27 protein-coding genes and 1 tRNA gene are annotated in these 22425 nt (G+C 59.8%); 15 read left to right on the top strand and 13 right to left on the bottom strand.

Annotated elements, in window-relative coordinates; all coding sequences use genetic code 11:
- The first annotated feature begins 18 nt into the window (after positions 1-18).
- Both ACIPZC_RS22285 and arfB read left to right on the top strand, forming a co-directional pair.
- Positions 19-891: a hypothetical protein gene (locus ACIPZC_RS22285; protein ID WP_400629586.1), complete on the top strand. Its 873-nt coding sequence runs from the start codon at positions 19-21 to the stop codon at positions 889-891.
- A gap of 1379 nt (positions 892-2270) precedes the next feature.
- Positions 2271-2684 carry an alternative ribosome rescue aminoacyl-tRNA hydrolase ArfB gene (gene arfB, locus ACIPZC_RS22280; protein WP_400629584.1) on the top strand — a complete coding sequence of 138 codons (414 nt, stop codon included), beginning with the start codon at positions 2271-2273 and terminating at the stop codon, positions 2682-2684.
- 159 nt (positions 2685-2843) lie between these two features.
- On the opposite strand, the gene ACIPZC_RS22275 is transcribed toward arfB, so the two are convergent.
- Positions 2844-3029 (bottom strand): hypothetical protein, encoded by a 186-nt coding sequence (locus ACIPZC_RS22275; RefSeq protein WP_241805367.1) that lies wholly within the window; start codon positions 3027-3029, stop codon positions 2844-2846.
- Positions 3030-3348: 319 nt separating this feature from the next.
- On the opposite strand from ACIPZC_RS22275, the gene ACIPZC_RS22270 reads away from it, so the two are divergent.
- Together ACIPZC_RS22270 and ACIPZC_RS22265 are read left to right on the top strand one after the other, a co-directional pair.
- Positions 3349-3609, top strand: a complete 261-nt coding sequence (locus tag ACIPZC_RS22270) for a hypothetical protein (RefSeq protein WP_400629582.1) — start codon at positions 3349-3351, stop codon at positions 3607-3609.
- A 194-nt stretch (positions 3610-3803) separates the two neighbouring features.
- Positions 3804-3998 carry a hypothetical protein gene (locus tag ACIPZC_RS22265; protein WP_196996614.1) on the top strand — a complete coding sequence of 65 codons (195 nt, stop codon included), beginning with the start codon at positions 3804-3806 and terminating at the stop codon, positions 3996-3998.
- A gap of 116 nt (positions 3999-4114) precedes the next feature.
- Here ACIPZC_RS22265 and ACIPZC_RS22260 read toward each other — a convergent pair whose 3' ends face one another.
- Complete coding sequence (locus tag ACIPZC_RS22260; RefSeq protein WP_400629580.1) at positions 4115-5035, bottom strand: LysR family transcriptional regulator; 921 nt, start codon at positions 5033-5035, stop codon at positions 4115-4117.
- Positions 5036-5135: 100 nt separating this feature from the next.
- Between ACIPZC_RS22260 and ACIPZC_RS22255 the strand changes: the two genes are divergently transcribed.
- Positions 5136-5897, top strand: coding sequence for a sulfite exporter TauE/SafE family protein (locus ACIPZC_RS22255; protein ID WP_400629688.1), 762 nt, complete (start codon positions 5136-5138; stop codon positions 5895-5897).
- Between the two features lies 1 nt (position 5898).
- On the opposite strand, the gene ACIPZC_RS22250 is transcribed toward ACIPZC_RS22255, so the two are convergent.
- The 4 genes from ACIPZC_RS22250 to ACIPZC_RS22235 form a co-directional block, all read right to left on the bottom strand.
- Positions 5899-7323 carry a GGDEF domain-containing protein gene (locus ACIPZC_RS22250; protein WP_241805364.1) on the bottom strand — a complete coding sequence of 475 codons (1425 nt, stop codon included), beginning with the start codon at positions 7321-7323 and terminating at the stop codon, positions 5899-5901.
- A gap of 125 nt (positions 7324-7448) precedes the next feature.
- Entirely contained in the window at positions 7449-9278 is a 1830-nt protein-coding gene (locus tag ACIPZC_RS22245; protein ID WP_400629577.1) for an SLC13 family permease, read from the bottom strand.
- 191 nt (positions 9279-9469) lie between these two features.
- Entirely contained in the window at positions 9470-9856 is a 387-nt protein-coding gene (locus ACIPZC_RS22240; protein ID WP_267817057.1) for a glycine zipper domain-containing protein, read from the bottom strand.
- Between the two features lie 51 nt (positions 9857-9907).
- Positions 9908-10087 carry a hypothetical protein gene (locus ACIPZC_RS22235; protein ID WP_241805453.1) on the bottom strand — a complete coding sequence of 60 codons (180 nt, stop codon included), beginning with the start codon at positions 10085-10087 and terminating at the stop codon, positions 9908-9910.
- Positions 10088-10311: 224 nt separating this feature from the next.
- Between ACIPZC_RS22235 and ACIPZC_RS22230 the strand changes: the two genes are divergently transcribed.
- The gene (locus tag ACIPZC_RS22230; RefSeq protein WP_400629575.1) at positions 10312-11472 is read left to right on the top strand and encodes a GGDEF domain-containing protein; all 1161 of its coding nucleotides are present in this window, start codon (positions 10312-10314) and stop codon (positions 11470-11472) included.
- 1 nt (position 11473) lies between these two features.
- On the opposite strand, the gene ACIPZC_RS22225 is transcribed toward ACIPZC_RS22230, so the two are convergent.
- The gene (locus ACIPZC_RS22225) at positions 11474-11776 is read right to left on the bottom strand and encodes an RcnB family protein (RefSeq protein ID WP_241805361.1); all 303 of its coding nucleotides are present in this window, start codon (positions 11774-11776) and stop codon (positions 11474-11476) included.
- Positions 11777-11888: 112 nt separating this feature from the next.
- Here ACIPZC_RS22225 and ACIPZC_RS22220 point away from each other — a divergent pair, with 112 nt between their 5' ends.
- Positions 11889-12239 (top strand): hypothetical protein, encoded by a 351-nt coding sequence (locus ACIPZC_RS22220; RefSeq protein ID WP_267817053.1) that lies wholly within the window; start codon positions 11889-11891, stop codon positions 12237-12239.
- A gap of 91 nt (positions 12240-12330) precedes the next feature.
- Complete coding sequence (locus ACIPZC_RS22215) at positions 12331-13152, top strand: class I SAM-dependent methyltransferase (RefSeq protein ID WP_400629572.1); 822 nt, start codon at positions 12331-12333, stop codon at positions 13150-13152.
- On the opposite strand, the gene ACIPZC_RS22210 is transcribed toward ACIPZC_RS22215, so the two are convergent.
- The 4 genes from ACIPZC_RS22210 to ACIPZC_RS22195 all read right to left on the bottom strand — a co-directional run bounded on the left by ACIPZC_RS22210 (position 13153) and on the right by ACIPZC_RS22195 (position 16287).
- Positions 13153-13920 (bottom strand): SDR family oxidoreductase, encoded by a 768-nt coding sequence (locus ACIPZC_RS22210; RefSeq protein ID WP_267817049.1) that lies wholly within the window; start codon positions 13918-13920, stop codon positions 13153-13155. It lies immediately after the preceding gene.
- A 23-nt stretch (positions 13921-13943) separates the two neighbouring features.
- A complete protein-coding gene (locus ACIPZC_RS22205; protein ID WP_400629570.1) occupies positions 13944-15011 on the bottom strand; it encodes a phosphotransferase family protein in 1068 nt (355 codons plus the stop codon).
- Between the two features lie 192 nt (positions 15012-15203).
- Positions 15204-15521 (bottom strand): SCP2 sterol-binding domain-containing protein, encoded by a 318-nt coding sequence (locus ACIPZC_RS22200; RefSeq protein ID WP_241805356.1) that lies wholly within the window; start codon positions 15519-15521, stop codon positions 15204-15206.
- Between the two features lie 55 nt (positions 15522-15576).
- Positions 15577-16287, bottom strand: coding sequence for a histidine phosphatase family protein (locus ACIPZC_RS22195; protein WP_241805355.1), 711 nt, complete (start codon positions 16285-16287; stop codon positions 15577-15579).
- A 197-nt stretch (positions 16288-16484) separates the two neighbouring features.
- On the opposite strand from ACIPZC_RS22195, the gene sohB reads away from it, so the two are divergent.
- Together sohB and ACIPZC_RS22185 are read left to right on the top strand one after the other, a co-directional pair.
- On the top strand, positions 16485-17504 hold the full coding sequence (gene sohB / locus ACIPZC_RS22190; protein ID WP_400629567.1) for a protease SohB: 1020 nt from the start codon (positions 16485-16487) through the stop codon (positions 17502-17504).
- Between the two features lie 152 nt (positions 17505-17656).
- Positions 17657-17730 (top strand) — tRNA-Cys (locus ACIPZC_RS22185).
- A 239-nt stretch (positions 17731-17969) separates the two neighbouring features.
- Here ACIPZC_RS22185 and ACIPZC_RS22180 read toward each other — a convergent pair.
- Positions 17970-18659 (bottom strand): SOS response-associated peptidase family protein, encoded by a 690-nt coding sequence (locus ACIPZC_RS22180; protein WP_400629686.1) that lies wholly within the window; start codon positions 18657-18659, stop codon positions 17970-17972.
- Between the two features lie 102 nt (positions 18660-18761).
- On the opposite strand from ACIPZC_RS22180, the gene ACIPZC_RS22175 reads away from it, so the two are divergent.
- From ACIPZC_RS22175 to ACIPZC_RS22155, 5 genes are all read left to right on the top strand, one after another.
- Positions 18762-19190 (top strand): LexA family transcriptional regulator, encoded by a 429-nt coding sequence (locus ACIPZC_RS22175; protein ID WP_241805353.1) that lies wholly within the window; start codon positions 18762-18764, stop codon positions 19188-19190.
- Positions 19180-20454, top strand: coding sequence for a translesion error-prone DNA polymerase V subunit UmuC (umuC, locus tag ACIPZC_RS22170; protein WP_400629565.1), 1275 nt, complete (start codon positions 19180-19182; stop codon positions 20452-20454). The genes ACIPZC_RS22175 and umuC overlap by 11 nt, the downstream gene beginning before the upstream one ends.
- Complete coding sequence (locus ACIPZC_RS22165; protein WP_267817012.1) at positions 20448-20657, top strand: hypothetical protein; 210 nt, start codon at positions 20448-20450, stop codon at positions 20655-20657. The genes umuC and ACIPZC_RS22165 overlap by 7 nt, the downstream gene beginning before the upstream one ends.
- A gap of 335 nt (positions 20658-20992) precedes the next feature.
- Positions 20993-21289, top strand: a complete 297-nt coding sequence (locus ACIPZC_RS22160; RefSeq protein ID WP_267817010.1) for a hypothetical protein — start codon at positions 20993-20995, stop codon at positions 21287-21289.
- A 163-nt stretch (positions 21290-21452) separates the two neighbouring features.
- Positions 21453-21740, top strand: a complete 288-nt coding sequence (locus ACIPZC_RS22155; RefSeq protein ID WP_400629563.1) for a hypothetical protein — start codon at positions 21453-21455, stop codon at positions 21738-21740.
- A gap of 17 nt (positions 21741-21757) precedes the next feature.
- On the opposite strand, the gene ACIPZC_RS22150 is transcribed toward ACIPZC_RS22155, so the two are convergent.
- Positions 21758-22162 carry a hypothetical protein gene (locus tag ACIPZC_RS22150; protein WP_400629561.1) on the bottom strand — a complete coding sequence of 135 codons (405 nt, stop codon included), beginning with the start codon at positions 22160-22162 and terminating at the stop codon, positions 21758-21760.
- Between the last annotated feature and the right edge of the window lie 263 nt (positions 22163-22425).

Below are 22425 nucleotides of genomic sequence, written 5' to 3'. Positions count from 1 at the left end.
TGATCAGAGGGATACTAGATGAGTGAACAACGTGGTAGTCACTGCGCTATATATTTCGATGTGATTAATAAATTTAAGCAGTCGTTTGGAACTGAGTTTGACAAGCTGCCCTTCCAAACCAGTAGTGGCCAATCTATTGTAGGTGCAGATTTTAATGGCGCTATTAGCGGGTGTGAGATACTTGATCGGCAAGGTTTGGGCTGGATGTGTCAGTGTAGGCTGTTTGATGAAAAAATCAGGCTGACCTCTGAGGGTAAAATGCTGCCTGCCGGTAGTAAATACATAATTACACTGGCGGATGGGCGTATCGTTTCCGGCTGTACCGATGATGCAGGATGCACGGAGAGAATTAAGAGCTCAGAACCTATCGGTTTTGAAAGAATTGAGATATTTGTAGACGATTTAAGTCCATGTTGCGGCGATGGACATATAGAAGAGGTTTTGCTTTCGGTGGATTTGAACGGTGTCCATACATCTAAAGAAGGATTTGGGCAATCTGAGAAGCATGTCACTGTCGAGAAAGGCTATAGACCATTGATCGAAGGTGAAATTGGTCTCGCCAGACTACTATTCAAGGACTCAATAAATTATGGGTCTATAAGGGTCTATAATAAAAAATATTTTGCATTTCATCCTAAGGAGATGGCCATCGCGCCTAATGGTCATCCTGCGGACTTCAAAGAAGACTTCTCGATCGAAAGGACTAGGCTTAAGCGGTGGTTTATCCACGAAATGACACATGTGTGGCAGCATCAACTTGGGTATCCAGTACTATGGCGAGTGTTAATCCGCTTTGGCCTGCCTTATAGGCATGAGTTGGCTGAGGGGCGGAGGCTAAGTGACTACAATATGGAGGCGCAAGGGGATGTGCTGGCGGACTATTTGTGCTGAAGTTTTTGAAGGCTCCAGGCTCAATCAATATGGGTAATTATTCCGACTCGCTATGGTTGTACGAGGATGTTCTTGGTGAATTTATTAATGATCCGCGATTGGCGATTCATTTGCCGTAGTTCGGTTATTTGTTCGTCCATTTTTTTTGATGTCATGTCTAGGTGACGTGCGTGTTAATAACGCGTCTGTATGGGGTAGCGCTGGAGGAGTATGTTTCGCTCCAAGCGAGCGGGGCGGCGAGGTCCCACTTCTACATGCAGTAGAGGTTTATGATGTTTCCGAATCTCCCTCTGTGCTCGTTTGGTCATTCTATTTTCCGCCGACGCTGGGGAGGCCGGCGCTTAGTTCGGAGTGCCTGAGTTATGGGGTTCTCCCTAATGATGCGATCAGCGAAAAAGATGCAGAAGCGCTAAGCGCTGGGACCGTCTACGAAGTATTTATAAATGCTCGCTATTCAGATCCATACAGCTCGGTTTCTGGTTTTTCCAGGCGCTTTTGTCTGAAGCCTGAAAAAGAAGTTATCGTGATTGACTATGATGATTATAAGGGTTGGGACCATTCAATTTGCAGGTAGGCGCGGTCGATGGACAATACGTATTGTGCGCACCGTGGTTCTGTTGAAAACGGTTGCAGCTTTTGTACTGTGATTATCGCTGAGCAAAAATTTCAGGGTCTTCTTTCTTATTCCTGAAATTGCCGATCAGTTGCTTTGTGCTATCACCGTGCTTAGCGGCGAGGCTGGTTAATCAGTCTCAAGCCGGAGCGATATTACTTTTATTCGATAAGCTTGGCCGAGGTATTCCACCTCATAAAGGTTTCCAGTTGCCACGAGGGCTATTGCAACAGTCGCCCAAGCTGGGGCCTAGCACGCAGGCTGGTTTATAAAGAGGGAGTTCATGCAAACGGAAGAGCGAGTAAAGGCGCTGAATTTTTGTGCCTACGCCAGGGGTGCCACCGTTCAACGAAGCGAATCGCTTTATGCGTCACTCTGGAGCCTGATCTGGCCGGCTTGCTACCCGACACTGAGCGGTTCCTGGAAGAGGCACAAGGTGGGATGGTGGTGTACCCGCTGTATTGGAATGGCGCTACGAGCCGCTGGACCCTGCCTATAGGTGGTGTGTTCGTTCCCCATAGAACGAGGTGGCCGACTATGTGCGTGAGGAAGCGATAGTGGTGGACCGCTTGGCCAGCGACGGGTTGCTGGAGGTGGATCCTAGCTGTTCCAGGCAACGAAAATTCAATGTCGCCCCCACAGTCCTCATGCCCCGCCGGCATTCGTTAATCCGAGTGTGACAGGGGAGATGATGCAGAAGGACTATTCACTCATTTCTTCTCGCGAGAACCCTGCGATAATCGGGGGCAATTGCAAGGGCCTGATCATGCTGACCATCTCCAACAACGTACAGATACCGGATGCCGAAATCGAACTGACCTACATCCGTGCGCAGGGCGCGGGTGGGCAGAATGTCAACAAGGTATCCAGCGCCGTGCACCTGCGCTTTGACATCCCGGCCTCTTCGTTACCCGAGTTCTACAAAGAACGGTTGCTGGCGCTGCGTGACAGCCGCATCACCGTCGAGGGGGTGTTGATCATCAAAGGGCAGCAGTACCGCACGCAGGAGCAGAACCGTGCTGACGCACTGGCGCGCCTTGCCGAGTTGATCATCAATGCCGGCAAGACCGAGAAGAAACGCCGTCCCACCAAGCCGACCCTTGGTTCGAAGACCCGTCGCCTGGAAGGCAAAGCCAGGCGGAGCAATGTCAAGGCGGGGCGGGGCAAAGTGGAATTTTAGTGCTGGGGTCTCCAGCACCCGCTGCGCCAAAAGCTAGTGGTCGATGGCCAGGCGGCCAAAGCTGTCCGCCACCCACTCAAGTATCGAGCGCCGCGCGGGCGGCGCTCGATATCCAGCCCGCAGTGGTGACGAGCGAGCATTGGCACACGGACAGGTACGCTACTGCAGTGTCACCGGCCTCATCTCCAGGGGCATCCCTGCCAGCGTCGCCTCCATCCCCGCGATTTTACGCGTAAGCCGTTGCGCCTCCTCATCTTTGCCCTGTGCTTTCAGAAGATCCCGCTCTTTGCGTAATGCGAGCAGGCATTTTTGCAGACCCAGGCCAGAAGTATTGAACTGGTCCATGTTTCCCTCATGCTGAAGGCTTCCGTGCCGTTGTAGGAAAAATGGACCCTAGCAGTTCGATATCGCAGCGGAAACTGAGGTTTCATACAGCACATACTCAGCAGCAAGATGCAGCCTACAGCCGAGGGGAAAACTTCCTACAAATTAACGAGGGGCTGTTTCTATTCGTGTAGATCAGACGTGCGGCGGATGCCCGTAATTGCTGAGCCGGCGATGACCAAGCCGTTCAAGTAGGCACGATGGTGCTGGCAGGCTGGCCAGTCATGCGCTGAAACTTAAAGTTGCAATTGTGCGGGGCGGGCAGGGCGAACTCGCTCTTGTGAACGCCTACGAAGCCACCGCCACCTTGGCGATCACGTTCGACCGGGCGCGTATCTGCGTCGCGGTGACCGCGAGCGCATCTGATACGCTTTTTTTCTTCCGAGCTGAATCTGTATCCATATCAGCTCTGCGCCGACAATGCCTTCATTCCCGCTATCACATTGAAGAGGTTCTGATGGGCAAGCTCGCGCTGTTTCTGGGTGGTTTTCTGCTGCTGACCCTTTTGGTAGGCCTGCTGGGCACCATCCCCCCCGGCTGACACCGTTCCCTGCGGCCCGGCTATTTCCTCGCGCGGGCCCGCGTCGTGCCGCCACGGCAGTGGTCCTTGGTATACCGTTAGACTGGCGGTAGCTGCAAGTCATTCTCAAGTGAAAAGGCCTCGTGTACTCTCCCGCTCGCGTCATAATGAGTCGCGGCAGTGGGCCGGCCTTTTACCTTGGAGTCGATAGATAGATGGAATGCAAGAAGGACCCTTCAGCGCTGCTGGAGTGGCGTAGCCGTTTCCTGGCCGCAGGTATTCTCGAAGAAAACGAATACGACCAGGCGTTGCGCAGTGCCGATGCGCTGGAACAATCTGGCGTGATCAGTGCGGTTGAGTGGATCGAACTGGTCAAGGCGGCGAATGCAGCACTACTGCGCGTGCGATAAGTCCTTCTTTACGCGGGGAAATCTGTCCACAAAAAACGTGGGTAGGTCTGTGGATAAAATGCTGTAAGCCAAGCCGTTTGCGGCTTCTGTTGAATTGAGCAGATTTTGAACAGATGTCAGCGTGCCTGCCGGCTGCCCCCGTTGCCTGCCTCGCGCAGTGCCAGCAGCAGCTCACGGACCCGCGCTGGCAACTCGCCGGCAGGATACACGGCGTGCATTTGCGGGTCTTGGCCGGTACTGGATGTCAGCCGGTAATCAGCGCAAACACGTACCAAACGGCCGGCGCTGACTTGTGCTTCGCCCACCCAGTCGGCCAAGCGGGCAATGCCGGCACCGGCCAGCGTACTGTGATAGACCGCATCGCCTGAACTCAGTCGCAGCCTTGGATGGGGGCGCAGGCTGGTAATTCGGCCGTCGCGGGAAAAGTGCCAGGCCTTGAGAATACGCGGGGCGGTATGCAGGATCAGCGAATGGTCAGCCAGATCCTCTGGCCGCTTGGGCATGCCATGGCGCGCCAGGTAGTCCGGGCTGGCATAGAGATGGCGCTGGTAGCGCCACAGCGGATAACCGATCAGCTCGCTTGATTGTGGAAACGCGCCGCGCACCACGAAATCAAGCTTGCCCAGCAATGGGTCGAGCGCCTCGTCACGGTAGTGCACGTCCAGCGTTACCTGTGGGTGGCGCTGGGAAAACGCCGCCAGCACACCGGGCAGCACGTGTTCGCCAAGCAGTTGCGGCACGCCGAAGCGGATCCAGCCTTGGGCGCTGCCACTGAGTGCGGCCAATTCATCCGCGGCATCACGTTGCACATCAAGCAAGCGCTCGGCATGGGGGAGTAGTCGCTCGCCGGCATCGGTCAGGGTCACCGCGTTGGCGTTGCGGTTGAGCAACTTGCACCCGGTGTTGTCTTCCAGGGCCTGCACCGCCCGTGTAACGGCGCTGGGCGAGCGGCCCAGGGCGCGCGCGGCGGCGACGAAGCTGCGTTTGTGCGCGACGCTGACGAACGCCTGAATTTCGCGCAGCATGTTCAATGCCATGGGTGTCTCCTGGTTGCAGTTTTCGCAATGTGGCATTTCAACACAGGCGCGCCATTTTGATTAGCCTTGCAGTCTGCTTTCACTGCCTGGAACCCGCGCCATCATGGATATCGCCGTACTCTCCCTGTTCGCTTTTGCCGCCGGCCTCATCGATGCTGCGGTCGGAGGTGGTGGGCTCATTCAGATTCCGGCACTGTTCAATGTACTGCCCACGGCGCACCCTGCGGCCTTGCTGGGCAGCAACAAACTGGCATCGGTATGCGGCACGGCGTTCGCGGCGCGCTCGTTCATTCGCAAGGTCACCCTGGACTGGGGGTTGATCGTGCCGGCGGCGCTCAGTGCGTTCATCATGTCGTTTGCAGGGGCCGCCACGGTGTCGCTGGTGCCGCCCAGCGTGATGCGGCCAGCCGTGCTGGTGCTGATCGTGCTGATGGCGATCTACACCTTTTGCAAGAAAGATTTCGGCACCTTGCACGCGCCGGCAAAGATCGGCCGCAAGGAGCAATGCCTGGCGGTACTGATCGGTGGCGCCATCGGTTTCTACGACGGCCTGTTCGGGCCGGGTACCGGCAGCTTCCTGATCTTCCTGTTCATTCGCTTTTTCGCGTTGGACTTCCTGCACGCTTCGGCATCGGCCAAGGTGGTCAACATCGCCACCAACCTCGCGGCGCTGGTGTTCTTCGTGCCCTCGGGCAATGTGCTCTATGCCATTGCTTTGCCCATGGCCGCATGCAACGTGCTTGGAGCGCTGACCGGGACCTGGCTGGCCGTGCGCAAGGGCGCAGGCTTTGTGCGCGGGCTGTTCCTGGTCTTGCTGTGCGTGCTGATCGCCAAGCTGTCCTGGGACTTGCTGATAGGCTGAGTCAAATCACCTGGCGCTGCGCCTTCGCCACTTCGACACGATTGCGGCCGTAGGCCTTGGCGCGGTACAGCGCCTGGTCCGCACGGGCCAGCAGGTCGTCCAGGTTCGGCGCCGGCTCGTGCCCGGCGCAGCCGTCCAGGCCGATACTGACGGTGATCTGCAGGCGCCCGTCGCCCTGTGCCAGGTGCAGGTCCTGGACTGCTCTGCGCAGGCGTTCGGCGGTGAAGCTGGCGCGCTCCGGTGCCAGGCCTGGCAGCAGTACCACAAACTCCTCACCGCCCATGCGCGCCAGCAGCTCGCCACCGTGCAACTGGTCTTGCAGGGTCCGGGCGAACAGGCGAAGCACTTGATCGCCCACGCCGTGGCCGTGGCGGTCGTTGATCGACTTGAAATGGTCGATATCGAGCATCATCAAGGTCAGCGGTAGCGCCTGTGCATGTTTTTGCCGGCTGTCGAGCAGGGCGTTGGCGCGGCGGCTGAAGGCGCTGCGGGTCAGCGCGCCGGTCAGGTGATCGATGGTGGCCTGATGCGCCAGGCGCGCAAGCAGGCTGCGATTGGTCTGGCTAACACAGGCGACCACCAGTGGCCCGAGGATCAGCATGGCGATGCCCAGGCGAGCCGACATCAGTGTGGTGACCCCAAGCTCGCTTTGCGGCACGCTGAAGTGCATCAGGTTCTGCGCCACCGCGACGATCAGCGTGCTCCCGGCAATCAGGGTCAGCAGCGAAACCAGAAACGGTGAGTAGGTCCATGCACACCACAGCAGTGCCGCGATCGGGAAGGCAATCGCGCCCGGCCCGCCGAAGGCGATGCTGAAGGCCAGCGAGGCCAGCAGCACCAATAAAGGTGCCATGGCTACCGCCTGGGCGCTGCTGCGCACCAGTGCCCGTGTGGAGGGTGCCGTCAGTAGGACCGGCAGGAGCAGCACCGCCGTCGAGAATTGTTCGCTGAACCAGGCCAGCCAGGTGGCGCGCACCGATTGCTCGAACCAGGGGGTAGCCATGGCACAGGCCAGGCTCGCTGCCACCGTCGCACCGGCCGCGCAGGCGCCGAATACACTGAGCACCCCACGCGGGCTGCGCATGCGCCGGTGCAGGCGCGGCAAGCGTGATAGCAGTAGCCACACGGTCACTATGACGCTCAGGTTGCACAGGTTGAGCCACAGCGCAGGCGGCCAGGCGCTGCCGCAGGCCAGGTCGGCGGCGACCATGCCCAGCCAGACCAAGGTGAACCCCAGCAGGGTGGCCTGGCGCGGGTAGCGCAAGAGCACGCCGGTCAGTACTGCATTGACGGGCCAGAACAACGACAAGGACTCGATCGGCCGCGCCAGGATGCCGCCCAGGGCCAGGGCGAAGGTCAGGCCGAACAGAGCGACATAGGGCAACACGCGCGATTTGGCTGAATAAACCATAGGCTCGACCGACAAGCGGAGACGAAATCCAGGACAACGGCCTAGGGCACCTGGAGCGATAACGTGTCAGTGTGTTTCCAGGGGCCGCTTCATGTCAATCTGCCGCGATCACGCAGGATAACGGCCAATAACCTCTCGCTTCATAGACCGTAGAACCACGGCACCATTACCACTGCTACCAGCATCACCAGCACAGTGAAGGGCACACCAACCTTGACGAAGTCGGCGAAGCGGTACTGGCCCGGGCCGAGCACCAGGGTATTCACCGGCGAGGAAACCGGGGTCATGAACGCCGCCGATGCGGCCAGGGCCACGATCATGGCGAACGGATACGGCGACAGGCCCAGCTGGGCCGCGGTGCTGATCGCCACGGGTGCCATCAGTACTGCGGTCGCCGTATTGGAAATGAACAGGCCGATCACCGCTGTGACCATGAACAGGCAGACGAGCATGGCGATCGGCCCGGCGTCGCCCAACAGGCTGACCAGCCCGCCCACTGCCAGGTCGATGCCTCCGGTCTGCTGCAGCGCCTGGGCGAAGGGCAGCATGCCGACGATCAATATCAGGCTTGGCCAGTGAACGGCGCGGTAGGCGCTGTTCATATCGATGCAACGCCCGGCCCCCATCAATAGGCAGCCGATCAACGCGGCGATCACATTGGGTACCACGCCGCTGACCATCAGCCCGACCATCACCGCCAGGCTGATCAGGGCATAGGGTGCCCGGGTACGGGCCGGTGCCACTTGGTCGATTTCGGCAGGCAAGCTCAGTACCAGGAAGTCCTTTGGCTGGCTTTGCAACTGGCGCACCGCCTTCCACGGGCCGACAACCAGCAGCGTGTCGCCCAGGCGCAGGGGCTCTTCTACCAGGCGCTCGTCGATCGCCTTCTGCTCACGGCGCAAGCCCACCACGTTAAGGCCGTAGCGGGTACGAAAGGCGAGGCTGAGGATACTTTTACCCACCAGTTGCGAGCCGGGCGGCAGGGACACTTCGGCCATGCCCAGCTCCTGGGACTGGTCGATGAAATACGCGGCCTTGAAGTGCAACGGTTCCAGCTGCATGGTCTGGCACAGGTTGCGCAGGTCGTCGCGATTGGCGAACAGGTCGAGCAGCAGCACATCGCCCTGCTGCAGGACGGTGCTCGAATCGGCGGCGATCACCCTGGTGGTGAATTTGTGCTGGCGTTCGATGCCAATCACGTTGGCGCCATGCCGGGTGCGCAGCTCCAACTCGCCGAGGGTATGGCCGATCAGCGGGGAGCGCGGGCGAATACGCAGGCGCCGCTCCCGGCCGTTGAGCTTGTAGTCCAGCACCAGGTCGAGCAGGGTACGGCGGCTTTCCACTCGGCCGTCCTTGCGTATTTCGCCATTGAGCCAGTGGCGTGTCAGCAGCATGTAGCCGATCCCCAGCACCAGCACCACCAGGCCGAAGGGCGTGAAGCTGAAGAAGCTGAAACCTTGCTCGCCGTGGCGCACCAGCTCGCTGTGCACCACCACGTTGGGCGGTGTGGCCACCAGGCTGAGCATGCCGCTGATCAGGCCTGCAAAGCTCAGCGGCATCATCAGGCGGCTGGGCGAAATCTGCAGGCGTGCGGCGATGCTCAACACCACCGGGATAAAGATCGCGACCACGCCTGTCGAACTCATCACCGAGCCCAGCCCGGCCACCGATACCATCAGCAACACCAGCAGGCGTGCCTCGCTATTGCCGGCCCGGTCGCTCATCCATTCGCCGATGCGGTAAGCGATGCCGGTCCGCACCAGCCCTTCGCCGATCACGAACAAGGCTGCGATCAATACCACGTTGGGGTCGCTGAAGCCGGCCAAGGCCTGCTGCACGGTGAGGATGCCCGACAGGGGCAGGGCGAGAATCACCATCAGCGCGACGACGTCCATGCGTGGTCGGTTGATGACGAAGAGCACGATGACGACAGCCAACAGGCCGAGGACCCAGAGCAGTTCCTGGTTCATGGGGCGGGGGTGTTCCTTCACTCAAGGGGGCACGAAAGACAGTAGCATTCAGTGTGGCAGCTTGTGGTGAAGAGGGTGTTGATGAGGGTCAGCGTGGAGGGGGCTGCCTTGTTCAGGCGCTGGAGCTTGCGGGAACGATGAGGCCCGGAAAGCAGGAGCCGGCAAGCCGGCCCCGCAAAGGCTGTGCTGAATCAGTGACGGTGCCGGCGATGCTTCTTGCCGTTGTTGTCACCCAGGTGGTTGCCAATGGCGCCACCTGCCGCGCCGCCCAGGCCGGCGCCGATGGTCGAGCCGGCCGAGCCGCCGACCTTGCCGCCCAACAGCGAACCGCCCGCCGAGCCCAGGCCGCCGCCGATGGCGGCTTCGGTGCGATTGCCTTTGCGCGCAGCCACCGCGCTGCCCGCGGCGCCGCCAAGGCCTGCGCCGACTGCTGCACCCGTGCTGCCACCGAGCTGTTGGCCGACGACATTACCCAGGACGCCACCCAGGCCACCGCCAATGGCGGCAGTACCGTCACCGGCGAAAGCGCCTTGGCACAGCATCAGGCCAAGGGCAAGGGAAGGCAAAGTCAGACGCATGATAGGGAGCCTCGGAAATTCATCAGGTTAAGAATGGGGTGCAAAGTAGTGTCAGCGGTAGTTGCGGTCACGGTAGCGGCGATCATCATCGTCTCGGTCATGCCGCTGATGGTGACGGTGATCACGGTCGCCATCGCGCCATCCACCCTCGTCATCGTGGTAGTGATGATGGTGGCAGCCGGCAACCAATAGAAAAGTGGCGATCAGAGAAAAACTTGCAAGGCGGGTCATCACGATATAGGTCCTTGATCCGCTTAGGTTTACGGGGCACATGCTGAGACTGCGATCGATCCGTTTGGTTTCCTGAGCGGACAATTTTTTGCTGCGGTGACGATCAATGGCGTGCTTGCCGGCAGCTGTTCTGTCCCGCTCGGTCATGGCTCGGCTGTGGCAGCGCGCTTAGACTTGCGCACAGGCCGCAAAGAAGACGGCCATCTGCCACACGGTGAATCATGATGATCGCCCATACACCCACGCTGTTCGCCGCCGTTGCACTGGTCGCGACCATCCTGGCGTTCTGCCTGTTGCTGGTCGGCCGGTCCAATCGCCACGACAACCTCTGGCTTACCGCTTGCGGCTTGCTCGCCCATGCGTTGGCCTACGTTTGCTACACCGTCTATGGTCACGCCCCGCTGTGGCTCAGCTATGGGGTGGGTAACAGCCTGCTTTCATTGGCCCTGGCTTTCTATTCGGCCAGCCTGTTTCGCGTGCGCGAGCAGGCTGTGCCCTGGCGGCAGGTCTTCATCATTCCCGTCTGCATGTTGGTGGGCCTGATGCTGCTGCTCGACACCGTGGAGCCGCGCATGCTGCTGGCGACGCTGGTGCTGATGCTGCAGTGCACGCTGATCCTGTACTGGGTGCGGCGCCATGTGGAGCGGCCGGGCAGGGCGCACCTGTTGCTTCAGATTGGCGCCCTTGTCAGCCTGGTGGGGCTGGGCATGCGGGCGGTGGCAGTGATCAATGGCACTGCCGTGGAAATGCGCTACGACAGCAGTAACCTCAAGCAGAGCATTTCCGTCGCTATCGGTACGGTAACGGTGATGATGTACTCCATTGGCCTGGTGCTGATGGCCAAGGAACGCAGCGAATCGCGGTTGAAGCAACTGGCTTTGCGCGATGTACTGACGGGCACCTATAACCGTCGGGCGATTCTCGAGCGCTTTGCCGTCGAGCTGGACCGCGCCCGTGGCGAGCGCAGCAGCTTGGCCGTGGCGATGATCGACCTCGACCATTTCAAGCGTATCAATGACCTGTACGGGCACCTGGCCGGGGACGAGGTGTTATGCCATTGCGTTCGGCAGTTGGAGCAGCGCCTGCGTCACCGCGACAGTCTGGGCCGCTATGGGGGGGAGGAGTTCCTGCTGCTGTTGCCGCAAGCCGATCGTAATGCCGCGATGGCAGCTCTGCAGGGCCTGAGGGAGGCCATTGCCCTCAGCCCGGCGCACTTCGCCGGGGACCAGATCACGCTGCGCTTCAGTGTGGGGCTGTGGTGCGGCGTGCCTGGCCCGCACGACACTACCGCGAGCCTGCTTGCCCAGGCTGACGCGGCGCTGTATCAGGCCAAGGCAGCCGGGCGCAACACGGTGTACATGGCGGCGTTGACCGCTGCCAGTTGAGTCAGGACGCCGGGTGGATGGCCAGCACCACGCCATTGGTGATCTGCACCAGCACATAGTGGTCGCCCATGCGTACCCAGTGGCTTTCTTTCTCCGGTGCTGGCAGGCCCTTGGCTTTCCAGTCGGCCACGGCTGCTTCGTCGCGTTTGTACTGGTCGGGGGCCTTGTCGCCCACTTTGAGTTCGCGGTTATGGGTTTCTGGTGCGGTAACGCTCTCTTGAGCCGAGGGTGCGGCTGACGCCATCATTGGCAGGCAGGGCAGGGTGGCGAGTAGCAGCGAAGGCAAAAGGCGAGGGACTTTCATTTCAATCTCCTGAGATGGCATGCCTTATCTGCGACAACAGCTCCCATCCGACAATTCACTCGCGATGCTGCGCAGTGCTAGAGTCGCCTTCTTTTTGTCCCGAGGATGGAACATGCGAGCAATTCTGCCGATGGCTGCGGCGCTGGTATTGGTCGGTTGTGCTTCAGCGACCATGGATACGGCCCGTGGTGGCAAGCCGACTGCACAGCTCGATTCGCAAAAGGCGCCGGAGTTGGTGGCCCAGTGCATCCAGTTCAGTTGGCAGAAAGAGGATGTGTTCGGGGACGACGCCAGCGGCTATCTGCAGCCGCGCAAGCAAGGTGGGCTGACGGTGTATACCCGCGAGGCGGAGTCGTTCGTGGATGTCTATCCTCAAGCGGGCGGCACGCGGGTGGATTACTACGCGCAGAAGAATGACGGCGTGGCCCTGCAGCGGCGGGCGGCGGCGGCTACCTGCCTGTAACGCTTGCAGGATTAGGGGCTTTGCCGGCGCCTGCGTGGGCACGCTCGGCAAGGTGCCGATGGCCGCAACTCAAACGACAAGGACGTACAGCATGGACCGATCACATCAATTCAACCGCGCCAGCTGGGATGAGCGCGCGCCGCTGCATGCTGCCTCGAAGGACTACGAGGTCGAGCAGTTGGTCCAGCAGCCGGCACACCTTTCCCAAACTGTACGCTTCGACCTGCCACGCCTTGGCGATATTCAGGGCCTGCGCACCGCTCACCTGCAATGCCATATCGGCACCGACACCTTGTCGCTGGCGCGTTTGGGCGCGCTGGTGTGCGGGCTGGATTATTCGGCAGCCTCGCTAATGCAGGCGCGGCGCCTTGCCGGGCGTTGCAACACAGCCATCGACTACGTAGAAGCCGATGTCTACGAGGCCGATCAGGTACTGCAGGCAGGCACCTTCGACCTGGTCTACACCGGAATCGGTGCATTGTGCTGGCTACCGCGCATCGAGCCTTGGGCCCGGGCAGTGGCGGCCTTGCTCAAACCTGGCGGTCGGCTGTTTCTGCGCGATGGCCACCCGATGCTGATGGCCGTCAATGAAGACCATCAGGACCGGCTGCAACTGGAATATTCCTACTTCGAGCACGAAGCGCCGACGGTTTGTCACAGCGACCAGACTTACGTCGACAGCGATCAACGCCTCACCCAGACCGAAACCCATGAGTGGAACCATGGTCTGGGCGAAGTCGTCAGTGCCCTGCTGGCGCAAGGGCTGCAACTGACGGCACTGGTCGAGCACCAGAGCATCCCCTGGGAGGCGTTACCGGGCCAGATGGACAAAGGCGCCGACGGCGAATGGCGCCTGCGCCGGGAGCCTGAGCGCTTGCCGCTGAGTTACACCCTGCAGGCGATCAAGGCCTGATCAGGACAGGTAGCCTCCGTCGACATTAAGCGCTGTACCGGTGGTGTAACTGGAGGCATCGCTGGCCAGGTACAGCACGGCGCCGGCCATTTCCTTGGGGTCGGCCACGCGTTTGAGCGGAATCTGCTGCAGTGCGGCGTTGAGGATGGCGTCGTTTTTCACCAGCGCCGAGGCGAACTTTGTGTCGGTCAGGCCAGGCAGCAAGGCATTGCAGCGGATGCCGAACTGCGCGCACTCCTTGGCGAAGACCTTGGTCATGTTGATCACCGCAGCCTTGGTCACCGAGTAGATCCCCTGGAAATGCCCTGGCGAAACCCCATTGATCGACGCCACGTTGATGATGCTGCCGCCGCCGTTTTCACGCATCAGCTTGCCGGCTTCGACGGACATGAAGAAATAGCCACGGATATTGACGTCGACGGTCTTCTGGAAGGCGCCCGCGTCGGTGTCCAGCACGTTGCAGAACTGCGGGTTGGTGGCGGCGTTGTTGACCAGCACGTCCAGGCGGCCGAACTGTTCGCGGATACCGGCGAAAACCTGCTGGATCTGTTCCAGTTCGCCGATGTGGCAGGCCACTGCGGTGGCCTTGCCGCCTGCGGCGATGATCGCATCGGCCACCTGCTGGCAGCCCTCGAGCTTGCGGCTGGAAACGATCACGTGAGCACCTTGCTGGGCCAGCAGGTGCGCGATGGCCTCGCCAATGCCGCGGCTGGCGCCGGAGACGAAAGCGATCTTGCCATCGAGGTCGAACAGGTGGGTCTTGGACATGCTGTTTTCCTTGTTGTCTGTCGTCAGAGCGTGGACTTGGCTATTACCTGCAGGCTCATCTGCTCCAGCAGCCGGTTCATGTGAATGAACTGGGCGAAGCGCTTGTCCTGGGTCTGGCCGTGGTAGAAGCGGTAGTAGATCTGCTGCACGATGCCCGCCAGGCGGAACAGGCCATAGCAATAGTAGTAATCGAAGTTGTCCAGGCGGATGCCCGCACGCTCGGCGTAGTAATCGACGAACTGGCGGCGGGTCAGCATGCCCTGGGCATTGCTCGGCTGGCGCCGCATCAGTTGCACCGGCGCCGGGTCGCTCGCCTCGATCCAGTAGGCCAGGCTGTTGCCCAAGTCCATCAGTGGGTCGCCGATGGTGGCCATCTCCCAGTCCAGTACGCCAATGATGCGCATGGGGTTTTCGGCATCGAGGATCACGTTGTCGAAGCGGTAGTCGTTGTGCACGATGCCTGGGCGAGGGTGGTCGGCCGGCATCTTTTCGCGCAGCCAGGCAATGACCTGCTCCCAACGCGGCGCATCGGGTGTCAGGGCTTTTTCGTAGCGGCTGGTCCAGCCTTCGATCTGGCGCTGCACGTAGCCCTCAGGCTTGCCCAGGTCGGCGAGGCCGCAGGCCTGGTAGTCGACTTGATGCAGCTCTACCAGGCGGTCGATGAAGCTTTTGCAGAGGGCCTCGGTACGGCTGGCATCCAGGTTCAGTTCGGCGGGAATGTCCGAACGCAGGATGATGCCCTTCACCTGCTCCATCACATAGAACTCGGCGCCGATCACCGTTTCATCGGTGCAGTGGGCGTAGGCCTTGGGGCAATAAGGAAAGCCGCTGTTGAGCTGGTTGAGGATGCGGAACTCACGGCCCATGTCGTGGGCCGACTTGGCTTTCTGGCCAAAAGGCGGGCGCCGCAGCACGAACTCACGGCCTGGGTAAGCCACCAGATAGGTCAGGTTGGAGGCTCCCCCGGGGAACTGGCTGATGCGTGGTGTGCCCTCGAGGCCGGCGATGTTGGCCTTCAGATAAGGATCGATGACGGCCGCGTCGAGTTCTTCGCCGGGGCGTACCTGAGTGGACTGATCGGTGAGCGTCATGCGTTTACCTTATTATCGATCGCAAGGATTATTGGCTAATCTAATGGCCTCGAGGCATTGGAACAAGCGTGCCAGGTGCCCTATAGGTTTGCGTGTTGCCGGCCGATCACTGCACCGAATACGCCACGGCGGGCAAAAAAAAACCGAAGCCGGTCTGGCTTCGGTTTTCGTCTCGCGCGGTGCGCCCATCACTCAGGAAGGGAACAGCTCGCTGAGTTTCATCGACAGCATCATGTCGCCTTCAACGCGAAGCTTGCCGCTCATGAACGCCTGCATGCCGTCGGTCTCGCCGCTGACGATGCCCTTGAGGGTGTCGCTGTCCATCACCAGGGTGCAGTTGGCGTTCGGGTTCTCGCCTTCCTGCAGGTCGCAGGTACCGTCCTTGACGATCAGGGCGTATTTCTTGTCTTCGTCGGTGATGTCGAAGCCGAACACCAGGTCCAGGCCTTCGGCTGCAGACGGATTGAACTTCTCTTGCATCTTTTTCACGGCATCAGCTACGGAGGTCATGGCGTATTCCTTATTGAGTGATTTACGTCCCTGATCGGGACACAACAAGCCGGGCTCATCTGTAGGTAATGAGCTCCGGCACCTTCAACAACTGCACGTGGGCCTGGTTGTTGAAGGAAGCCAGTGCCACGTCGCGGCCGCGGAACTTCAGCTGGCTGAGCGACGTGTTGATGATCTGCCAGTTCAGCGAGAAGGCCTGGCTGGGGGTAATTCCAGTAGTCAGGTGAAGCAGGGCGGCAATGGTGCCTCCTGAGGTGAACACCGCGATGTTGTCACCACTGCCGGCGCTGTCCAGCACACGTTGCAAACCACCCTGGACTCGCGTGGTGAACGCTTGCCAGGTTTCCAGACCGTCGTCGGCCTGTTCGCCGTCGTGCCAGCGCTGCACCATCACGGCGAACAGGCGCTGGAATTCGCTGCGGTTCTGCGCGCCATTGCGCAGGATGTGCAGGGCCTGTGGCTCTTCGGCCAGCAAGCCGGGCAGCAGGGCACGGATAACACCGTCGGCATCGAACTCATTGAACGCAGGGTCGGTCTCAATGGCGGGCACTGCGCAGCCATTGGCGTGCAACGCCTCCAGCGCCAGCCGCGCAGTGTCTTGCTGGCGGCGCAGGTCACCCGCCACGCATCGGTCCAGGCGCAGGTCCAGCCGGGCAAGGTGCTCACCCAGTGCCTGGCTTTGCCGCACGCCCACCGGCGACAGCACATCATAGTCGTCTGCGCCGAATGAGGCTTGGCCATGTCGGATGAGGTAGAGGTTGCCCACGAAGGTATCCGGCCGCTTGAAGGTTGCTGCGAGGTTAGGATGCGCCACACGGGCTGTCAACGAAAAAACATACAAGCGTTTGAAAAGGTCGTTTGAACTGTGTTGCCAGCGTTTACCGCAGCTGGCAGCGCCACGGGCGCACCGGTATGCTTGCTAAAGTTTCGCGCCGTACAGGCGCAGGTTCATAAGGAGTCAACGTGGAGTTTCTTGCCGAATACGCAAGCTTTCTCGCTAAAACCGCCACCCTGGTGATTGCCATCCTGGTGGTGCTGTCTGCCATCGCCGGCTTGCGCGGCAAGGGGCGGCGCAAGGCTGGCGGGCAGTTGCAGGTTACCCGCCTAAACGAGTTCTACAAAGAGTTGCGCGAGCGTCTGGAATCCGGCCTGCTCGACAAGGCCCAGCTCAATGCCCTGCGCAAGCAGCAGGCCAAAGCGGAAAAACAGCAGAAAAAAGGCAAGGTCGAAGAGAAAGGCCGGGTGTTCGTGCTCGACTTCGATGGCGACATCAAGGCGTCCGCCACCGAAAGCCTGCGCAACGAAATCACGGCACTGCTGACCCTCGCCACGCCGCGTGACGAGGTGGTACTGCGCCTGGAAAGCGGTGGTGGCCTGGTGCACAGCTACGGCCTTGCGGCCTCGCAGCTGGCGCGCATCCGCCAGGCCGGCATCCCGCTGACCGTGTGCATCGACAAGGTGGCCGCCAGCGGTGGTTACATGATGGCCTGTATCGGCGAGAAAATCGTCAGCGCGCCGTTTGCCGTGCTCGGTTCGATCGGCGTGGTGGCGCAGTTGCCCAACGTCAACCGCCTGCTGAAGAAGCACAATATCGATTTCGAAGTGCTGACTGCCGGTGAGTACAAGCGCACCCTGACCGTGTTCGGCGAGAACACCGAGAAGGGGCGCGAGAAGTTCCAGGAAGACCTGGACATTACCCACCAGCTCTTCAAGGATTTCGTCGCCCGCTATCGCCCGCAGTTGCACATCGACGAAGTGGCCACCGGCGAAGTCTGGCTGGGTGTCGCCGCGCTGAATCGCAAGCTGGTGGACCAGTTGCAGACCAGCGACGAGTACCTCAGCGAGCGCGCTCGCAACGCCAACCTGTTCCATGTGCACTATGCCGAACGCAAAAGCCTTCAGGAGCGAATCGGCATGGCGGCGAGCGGTGCGGTGGAGAACGCCGTGGTAGGGTTGTGGAGCAAACTTGGCCGCTTGCGCTAACACCTTGAACCTCTTGAATATTTTTTCTGTTCAGGGGGTTGCAAGGTTGAATGAATGCAGACATAATGGCGCCCATCGAAACGCAGCAAACTTTGAAAAAGGTTCTACGTTTCAAGGAGATAGAAGCGTAAGCAACTAGATCCGAACTTTGAGGCCGAGTAGCAAAGTGGTTATGCTCCGGATTGCAAATCCGTCTACGCCGGTTCGATTCCGACCTCGGCCTCCACCATTCGAAAGCCCCGCAGATTAACGTCTGCGGGGTTTTTCTTTGGGCGTTAGAAACCTGATCGTTTCCGCAGGCTTGAGTCATGGTGATGAGGCATGAGTTACGCACACCGTGCAGCTTTCGCCGTTCCAGCAGCGCCTCGATAAACTGACCAAGGTCTGCGAGTCGTTGTTTCAGACAGTAACCGACCACCACCTTCGCGCGACAGCTAAAGCCCGCGCAAAGAATTTACCGCCTCTTCACTGAATCGGCCGTATCAACTCAGCGCCCTGATGACGTACATTCCCCACGGCCTTGCCCACCGGGTACCACCTGAAATCCTCAGCCGGGCGGCATCCTGTCTTCACGATCGCTGCAGCGCGCTCAGGCGACGTGGTAGGGGCCAGCCATTCTAGAGCGGTCTCTGGCGTCAGCACCAAGGGCTTTCTGTCATGGATGTCGATCAGCCCCTGGTCTGCCGCGGCCGTGACGATCACGAACCCGTCGCGCTCGTCCGGCTCAGTGCCCTGGTGCACTTCAGCGAGCGCAGCGAAGTAAAGCGGGGCGCCATCCGCGCTCGTGATGTACATCGGTTGTTTCCGCTTTGGCTCTGCTGGGTCGGGTATCCACTCGAACCACCCGTTCGCTGGCGCCAGGGCTCTACCGGCTGGCCACAGGTCTCTGAAGAACTTCCCCGTCACGACCGTCTCAGCACGAGCATTGATCGGGTCGGGGCGCTTCCCCTTCGCCCAAAATGGCGACCACCCCCACTTCACCCGATCCACGCTCAGCCCCCCGTCTACCTGGCGTATGACCTCGACGCGGGTGGAGGGCGCCACGTTGTAACGGCTTATTGGCTCGTGGTCATAGCCATTTATCACGACCAGGTCCAGCGATAGCTGGCGCAGGTAGTGATCCATCGATTCGTAGATCGAGTACCGTCCGCACATTGCCCACCTCTCGCCCGTCAGAATTTTCATCGCCCAGGATTGACCGAGCGGCCGATGCCGGATTTACTGTATACACATACAGTATTCATCAGGCTCACCATTATGACCATCACAATTTTGGGTACGCCATCTGGCACTACCGAGCCGCTACCGCTCTATTCATTTCATGTGCCGGCCGGATTTCCATCCCCGGCAGCGGACCATCTGGAAGGCCATATCTCCCTTGATGAGCTGTTCGACCTCCGCGCGCCCCATGTGTATCTGGTGAAAGTGGAGGGCGACAGCATGCAAGGGGCGGGGATTTACTCTGGCGACATTGTCATCGTAGATCGCGGCCGTGAGGCCGAGCACGGCGACGTGGTGATTGCCGCGGTAAACAGCGAGCCGGTCTGCAAGCGCCTGCATCGTCGCGACGGCGTGGTGATCCTCAAGTCGGAAAACCCGGCCTACCCGCCGCGGTACATCATGGAAGGCGATGATCTGGTCATATGGGGCGTTGTGCGTTACAGCGTTCGCGACCATGCGCAGTGACCAAGTTTTCGCACTCATCGATTGCAACTCGTTTTACGCGAGCTGCGAGCGAGTATTCCGGCCCGACCTGGCCAAGACCCCGATCGTTGTGTTGAGCAACAATGATGGGTGCGTGATCGCCAGGTCATACGACGCCAAGCCATTCGTGAAGATGGGCGAGCCGTACTTTCAGGCCAAGGACAAGCTGCGTCGGCACGGCATCATGGCCTTTAGCAGTAATTACGCGCTTTACGGCGACATGAGCGAGCGCGTCATGTCCCTGATCGAGTCGATGGTGCCTGCCGCCGAGATCTACAGCATCGACGAGTGCTTCGCTGACCTGTCCGGGATTCAGGAAAACCTGACCCAGTTCGGGCGAAAGCTCAGGTCCAGGATCTTCCAGTGCACCGGCATACCTGTGGGGGTTGGAATCGCCGGCACAAAGACCTTGGCCAAGCTTGCCAATCACATGGCCAAGCGCTTGCAAGCCCAGACTGGCGGGGTGGTCGATATTACCGAGCCGTTCAAGCGCGATTGGGTGCTACGCAATACCAAGGTGAAAGAGGTGTGGGGAGTGGGCCGCCGTATGACTGCCCACCTTGAAGCGATGGGCATTCACACGGCGATGGATCTGGCCAAGGCTGATGCCTGGACGCTGCGACAGAAATTCAGTGTGGTGGTCGAAAAAACTGCCCGCGAGTTGGCTGGCACGCCTTGCCTGGAGTTGGATGAGGCTGAGCCGCCGAAGCAGGAGATCTGCTGCAGCCGGATGTTCGGCAAGCGGCTGACTGAGCTGGCGCCCATCAAGCAGGCGGTGGCCACCTATGTCGGTCGGGCTGCAGAAAAACTTCGGGCCCAGGGTTCGGTGTGCAAGCGCATGCGCGTCAGCGTCCGCACCGGCATGTTCAACCCGGATGAGGCGCACCACGCACAGGGGGCTTTGGTTGAACTTCCATACCCCACCTGCGACACGCTGTTGATGACCCGATTAGCCACAGAAGCGGTTGGCCGTATCTTCAGGCCCGGTTTTCGCTACAGCAAGGCAGAGGTGCTGCTGATGGACCTGCGGCAATCAGGTGAGTTTTCAGGGGACTTGTTTGCGCTGAAGCAATCGGTGGCATGTGACCGGTTGATGCAGGTGATGGATGGCATCAACGAGCGCTGGGGGAGGGGGACGATGCGCGCCGCCAGTGTGCCGGCGACACCGGACTGGGCAATGAGGAGGGAGATGATGAGCCAATCCTATACGACGCGGATCGACCAGTTGTGGACGGTCAAATGTTGAGGCTGCCAACGGCCTGGTTGGCCGAACTCAATGACCAATCGGCTCTGGTGGCCGATCCCGATGGTCGAGCAGCTGTGCTTGCTGAACTCGCGATTGCCGCGCACCGGCGCAGCGACGTTGATGCAGACCAGCTCGTCGAGATGCTGGAGTTCGCCGAGTCTGCTCGGCTATGGGCACTGTTTGAGCGTGAAGAGGTAGCGTGAGGCGCTCGAAGCGACTGGGGGCTATAGGCCGTTCTTGTATCGGTTTGCAAACCGTCTTCGCCCGTTCGATGGTGATGCAGTCGATGCCGACCCCCTTTGAGCAGGTGGCAGGTGATGCCGCGCCAAGGCTTGAGCGCCTCCATGCCCAGGTCGATCGCACGGTCTATGCCTGATGCTCCGTGCCCGCCATATCACGGTAGTGAATGGCGGGGAGACGATTACAACCGATTGTCCGATTCAAATCACAAACCGGTGGTACTCGGTTGCTTAGCGCCGGGCTTTGGCTATGGTGGCAATACACCATCCGAATAAGACCAAAGTATTAGGAGAGCGCCATGAGGATACGCGGTGAAGTTTTCTGGGCTTGGGCTGACCCGACGCTTCACAGTAGGACTCATGACGAAAGACTCGATGACGGAACATTCATAGATGTGCAGGTGCGACTGTCGCGCACAGGTAACACGCAGATGTTCATCGGGGTGTATGCCTCAGGCGGCATGGCCCTTCATGAGGAGGCATTCGATTCACGTCCCGGTGAATCCATGACCAGAGCGCTGGCCTGGGGTGTGGGGCGCGCCCGTCGGATCGCGGCCGGAGAGATTAGTCAGTCGGAGCGCTCAAAGACCGGGTAAGGCCTCCCGCTGCGGTGCTTACGTTGGCAGTCAAGAGTCAGTTCGAGCGAGAGGAGAAGTGATACGTTCGTCGGGATTTCACCAGCAGTAAGAAACACCAGACAGGTGTGCTAGTCGGTGTAAGTAGTACTGATAAGAAACATGGACTTGCGGGTGAATTCTCATGGACACTGATAATCAAGAGCGCCAGTATCATGCGTACCAAGCGCTCAAAAGGCTCAGCGAGTTGACGGCTGATACGATGACCAAGATCGCCTATGGGCAAATCGATAGCATCGATTGGTACGATACCTGCCGCAGCCACCGTGAGGCGTTCGATTACTGGATGGAGTTCGCCGATGCCCAGAATCTCAGGGTTCTGGAGGCGCCCCAGTTGAGAGGCGCGAGCAATAAATTGAACCCGCGATTGAGAAGTAGATATCATTCAGAGCGTCAGGGCGTTCGTGAATAAGTCCTTAAGGTCTGGCGCTACACGAGTGCAAAATCAGTGACACAGCCCTTTGCGTCGATGGCCACCGTGAGCACTTGAGGGTCGCTCAGGCCCAGGCCCTCTTCTGTGTAGACAAACGCCCACCGAAGCAATCTCAGCTCCCCCCGGCTCTCGCAGTTCTCATACGGGCCAAGCAGTCGTTCTAGCTCGGCTGATGTGGATTGCCCGCAAACGATGTACTTCAACTGCTCCTCAATCCGGGTAGCGCTGATGCTGAAACTCTCAAGCAGCATTTTGCGCTCCAGAGCGGTCATCAGGCGATTTGAATCCGTTTGCATCGTCTCAATACACTCCATAACCAGATCGTAGGTTTGTAGGGCAATTCCCGGGCGGAAGCGGATTTTACCCATGAAATGTACTGAGTAGTACAAAAAGATGACCAAGGGTCGTACCTTAGCTGATCACCCGCTGTGGCGCGCGACGGCCTGGGAGTCGGTTGTTTCCTCGGGGCCAAAGATTTCCGAAACCGAGCAGCTACGGAGTGAGGGTGAGGATGCGTGACGGTTGGCATTCAGCGTCCGGCGGTATTAGGCCCGCCAGAAAAAGAAAACGATCGTGTCCCGGGAAGTGGTGTAACTGAACCAGCCGAAGGCGCCCTGCGGGCGAAAGAGGATGGTCATCGTGGTTCTTGGCTAACGTTGAGTTT

This window comes from Pseudomonas sp. NPDC089743 (assembly GCF_044748785.1).
GTDB lineage: Bacteria > Pseudomonadota > Gammaproteobacteria > Pseudomonadales > Pseudomonadaceae > Aquipseudomonas > Aquipseudomonas putida_X.
This window is presented reverse-complemented; position numbering and strand designations above follow the sequence as displayed.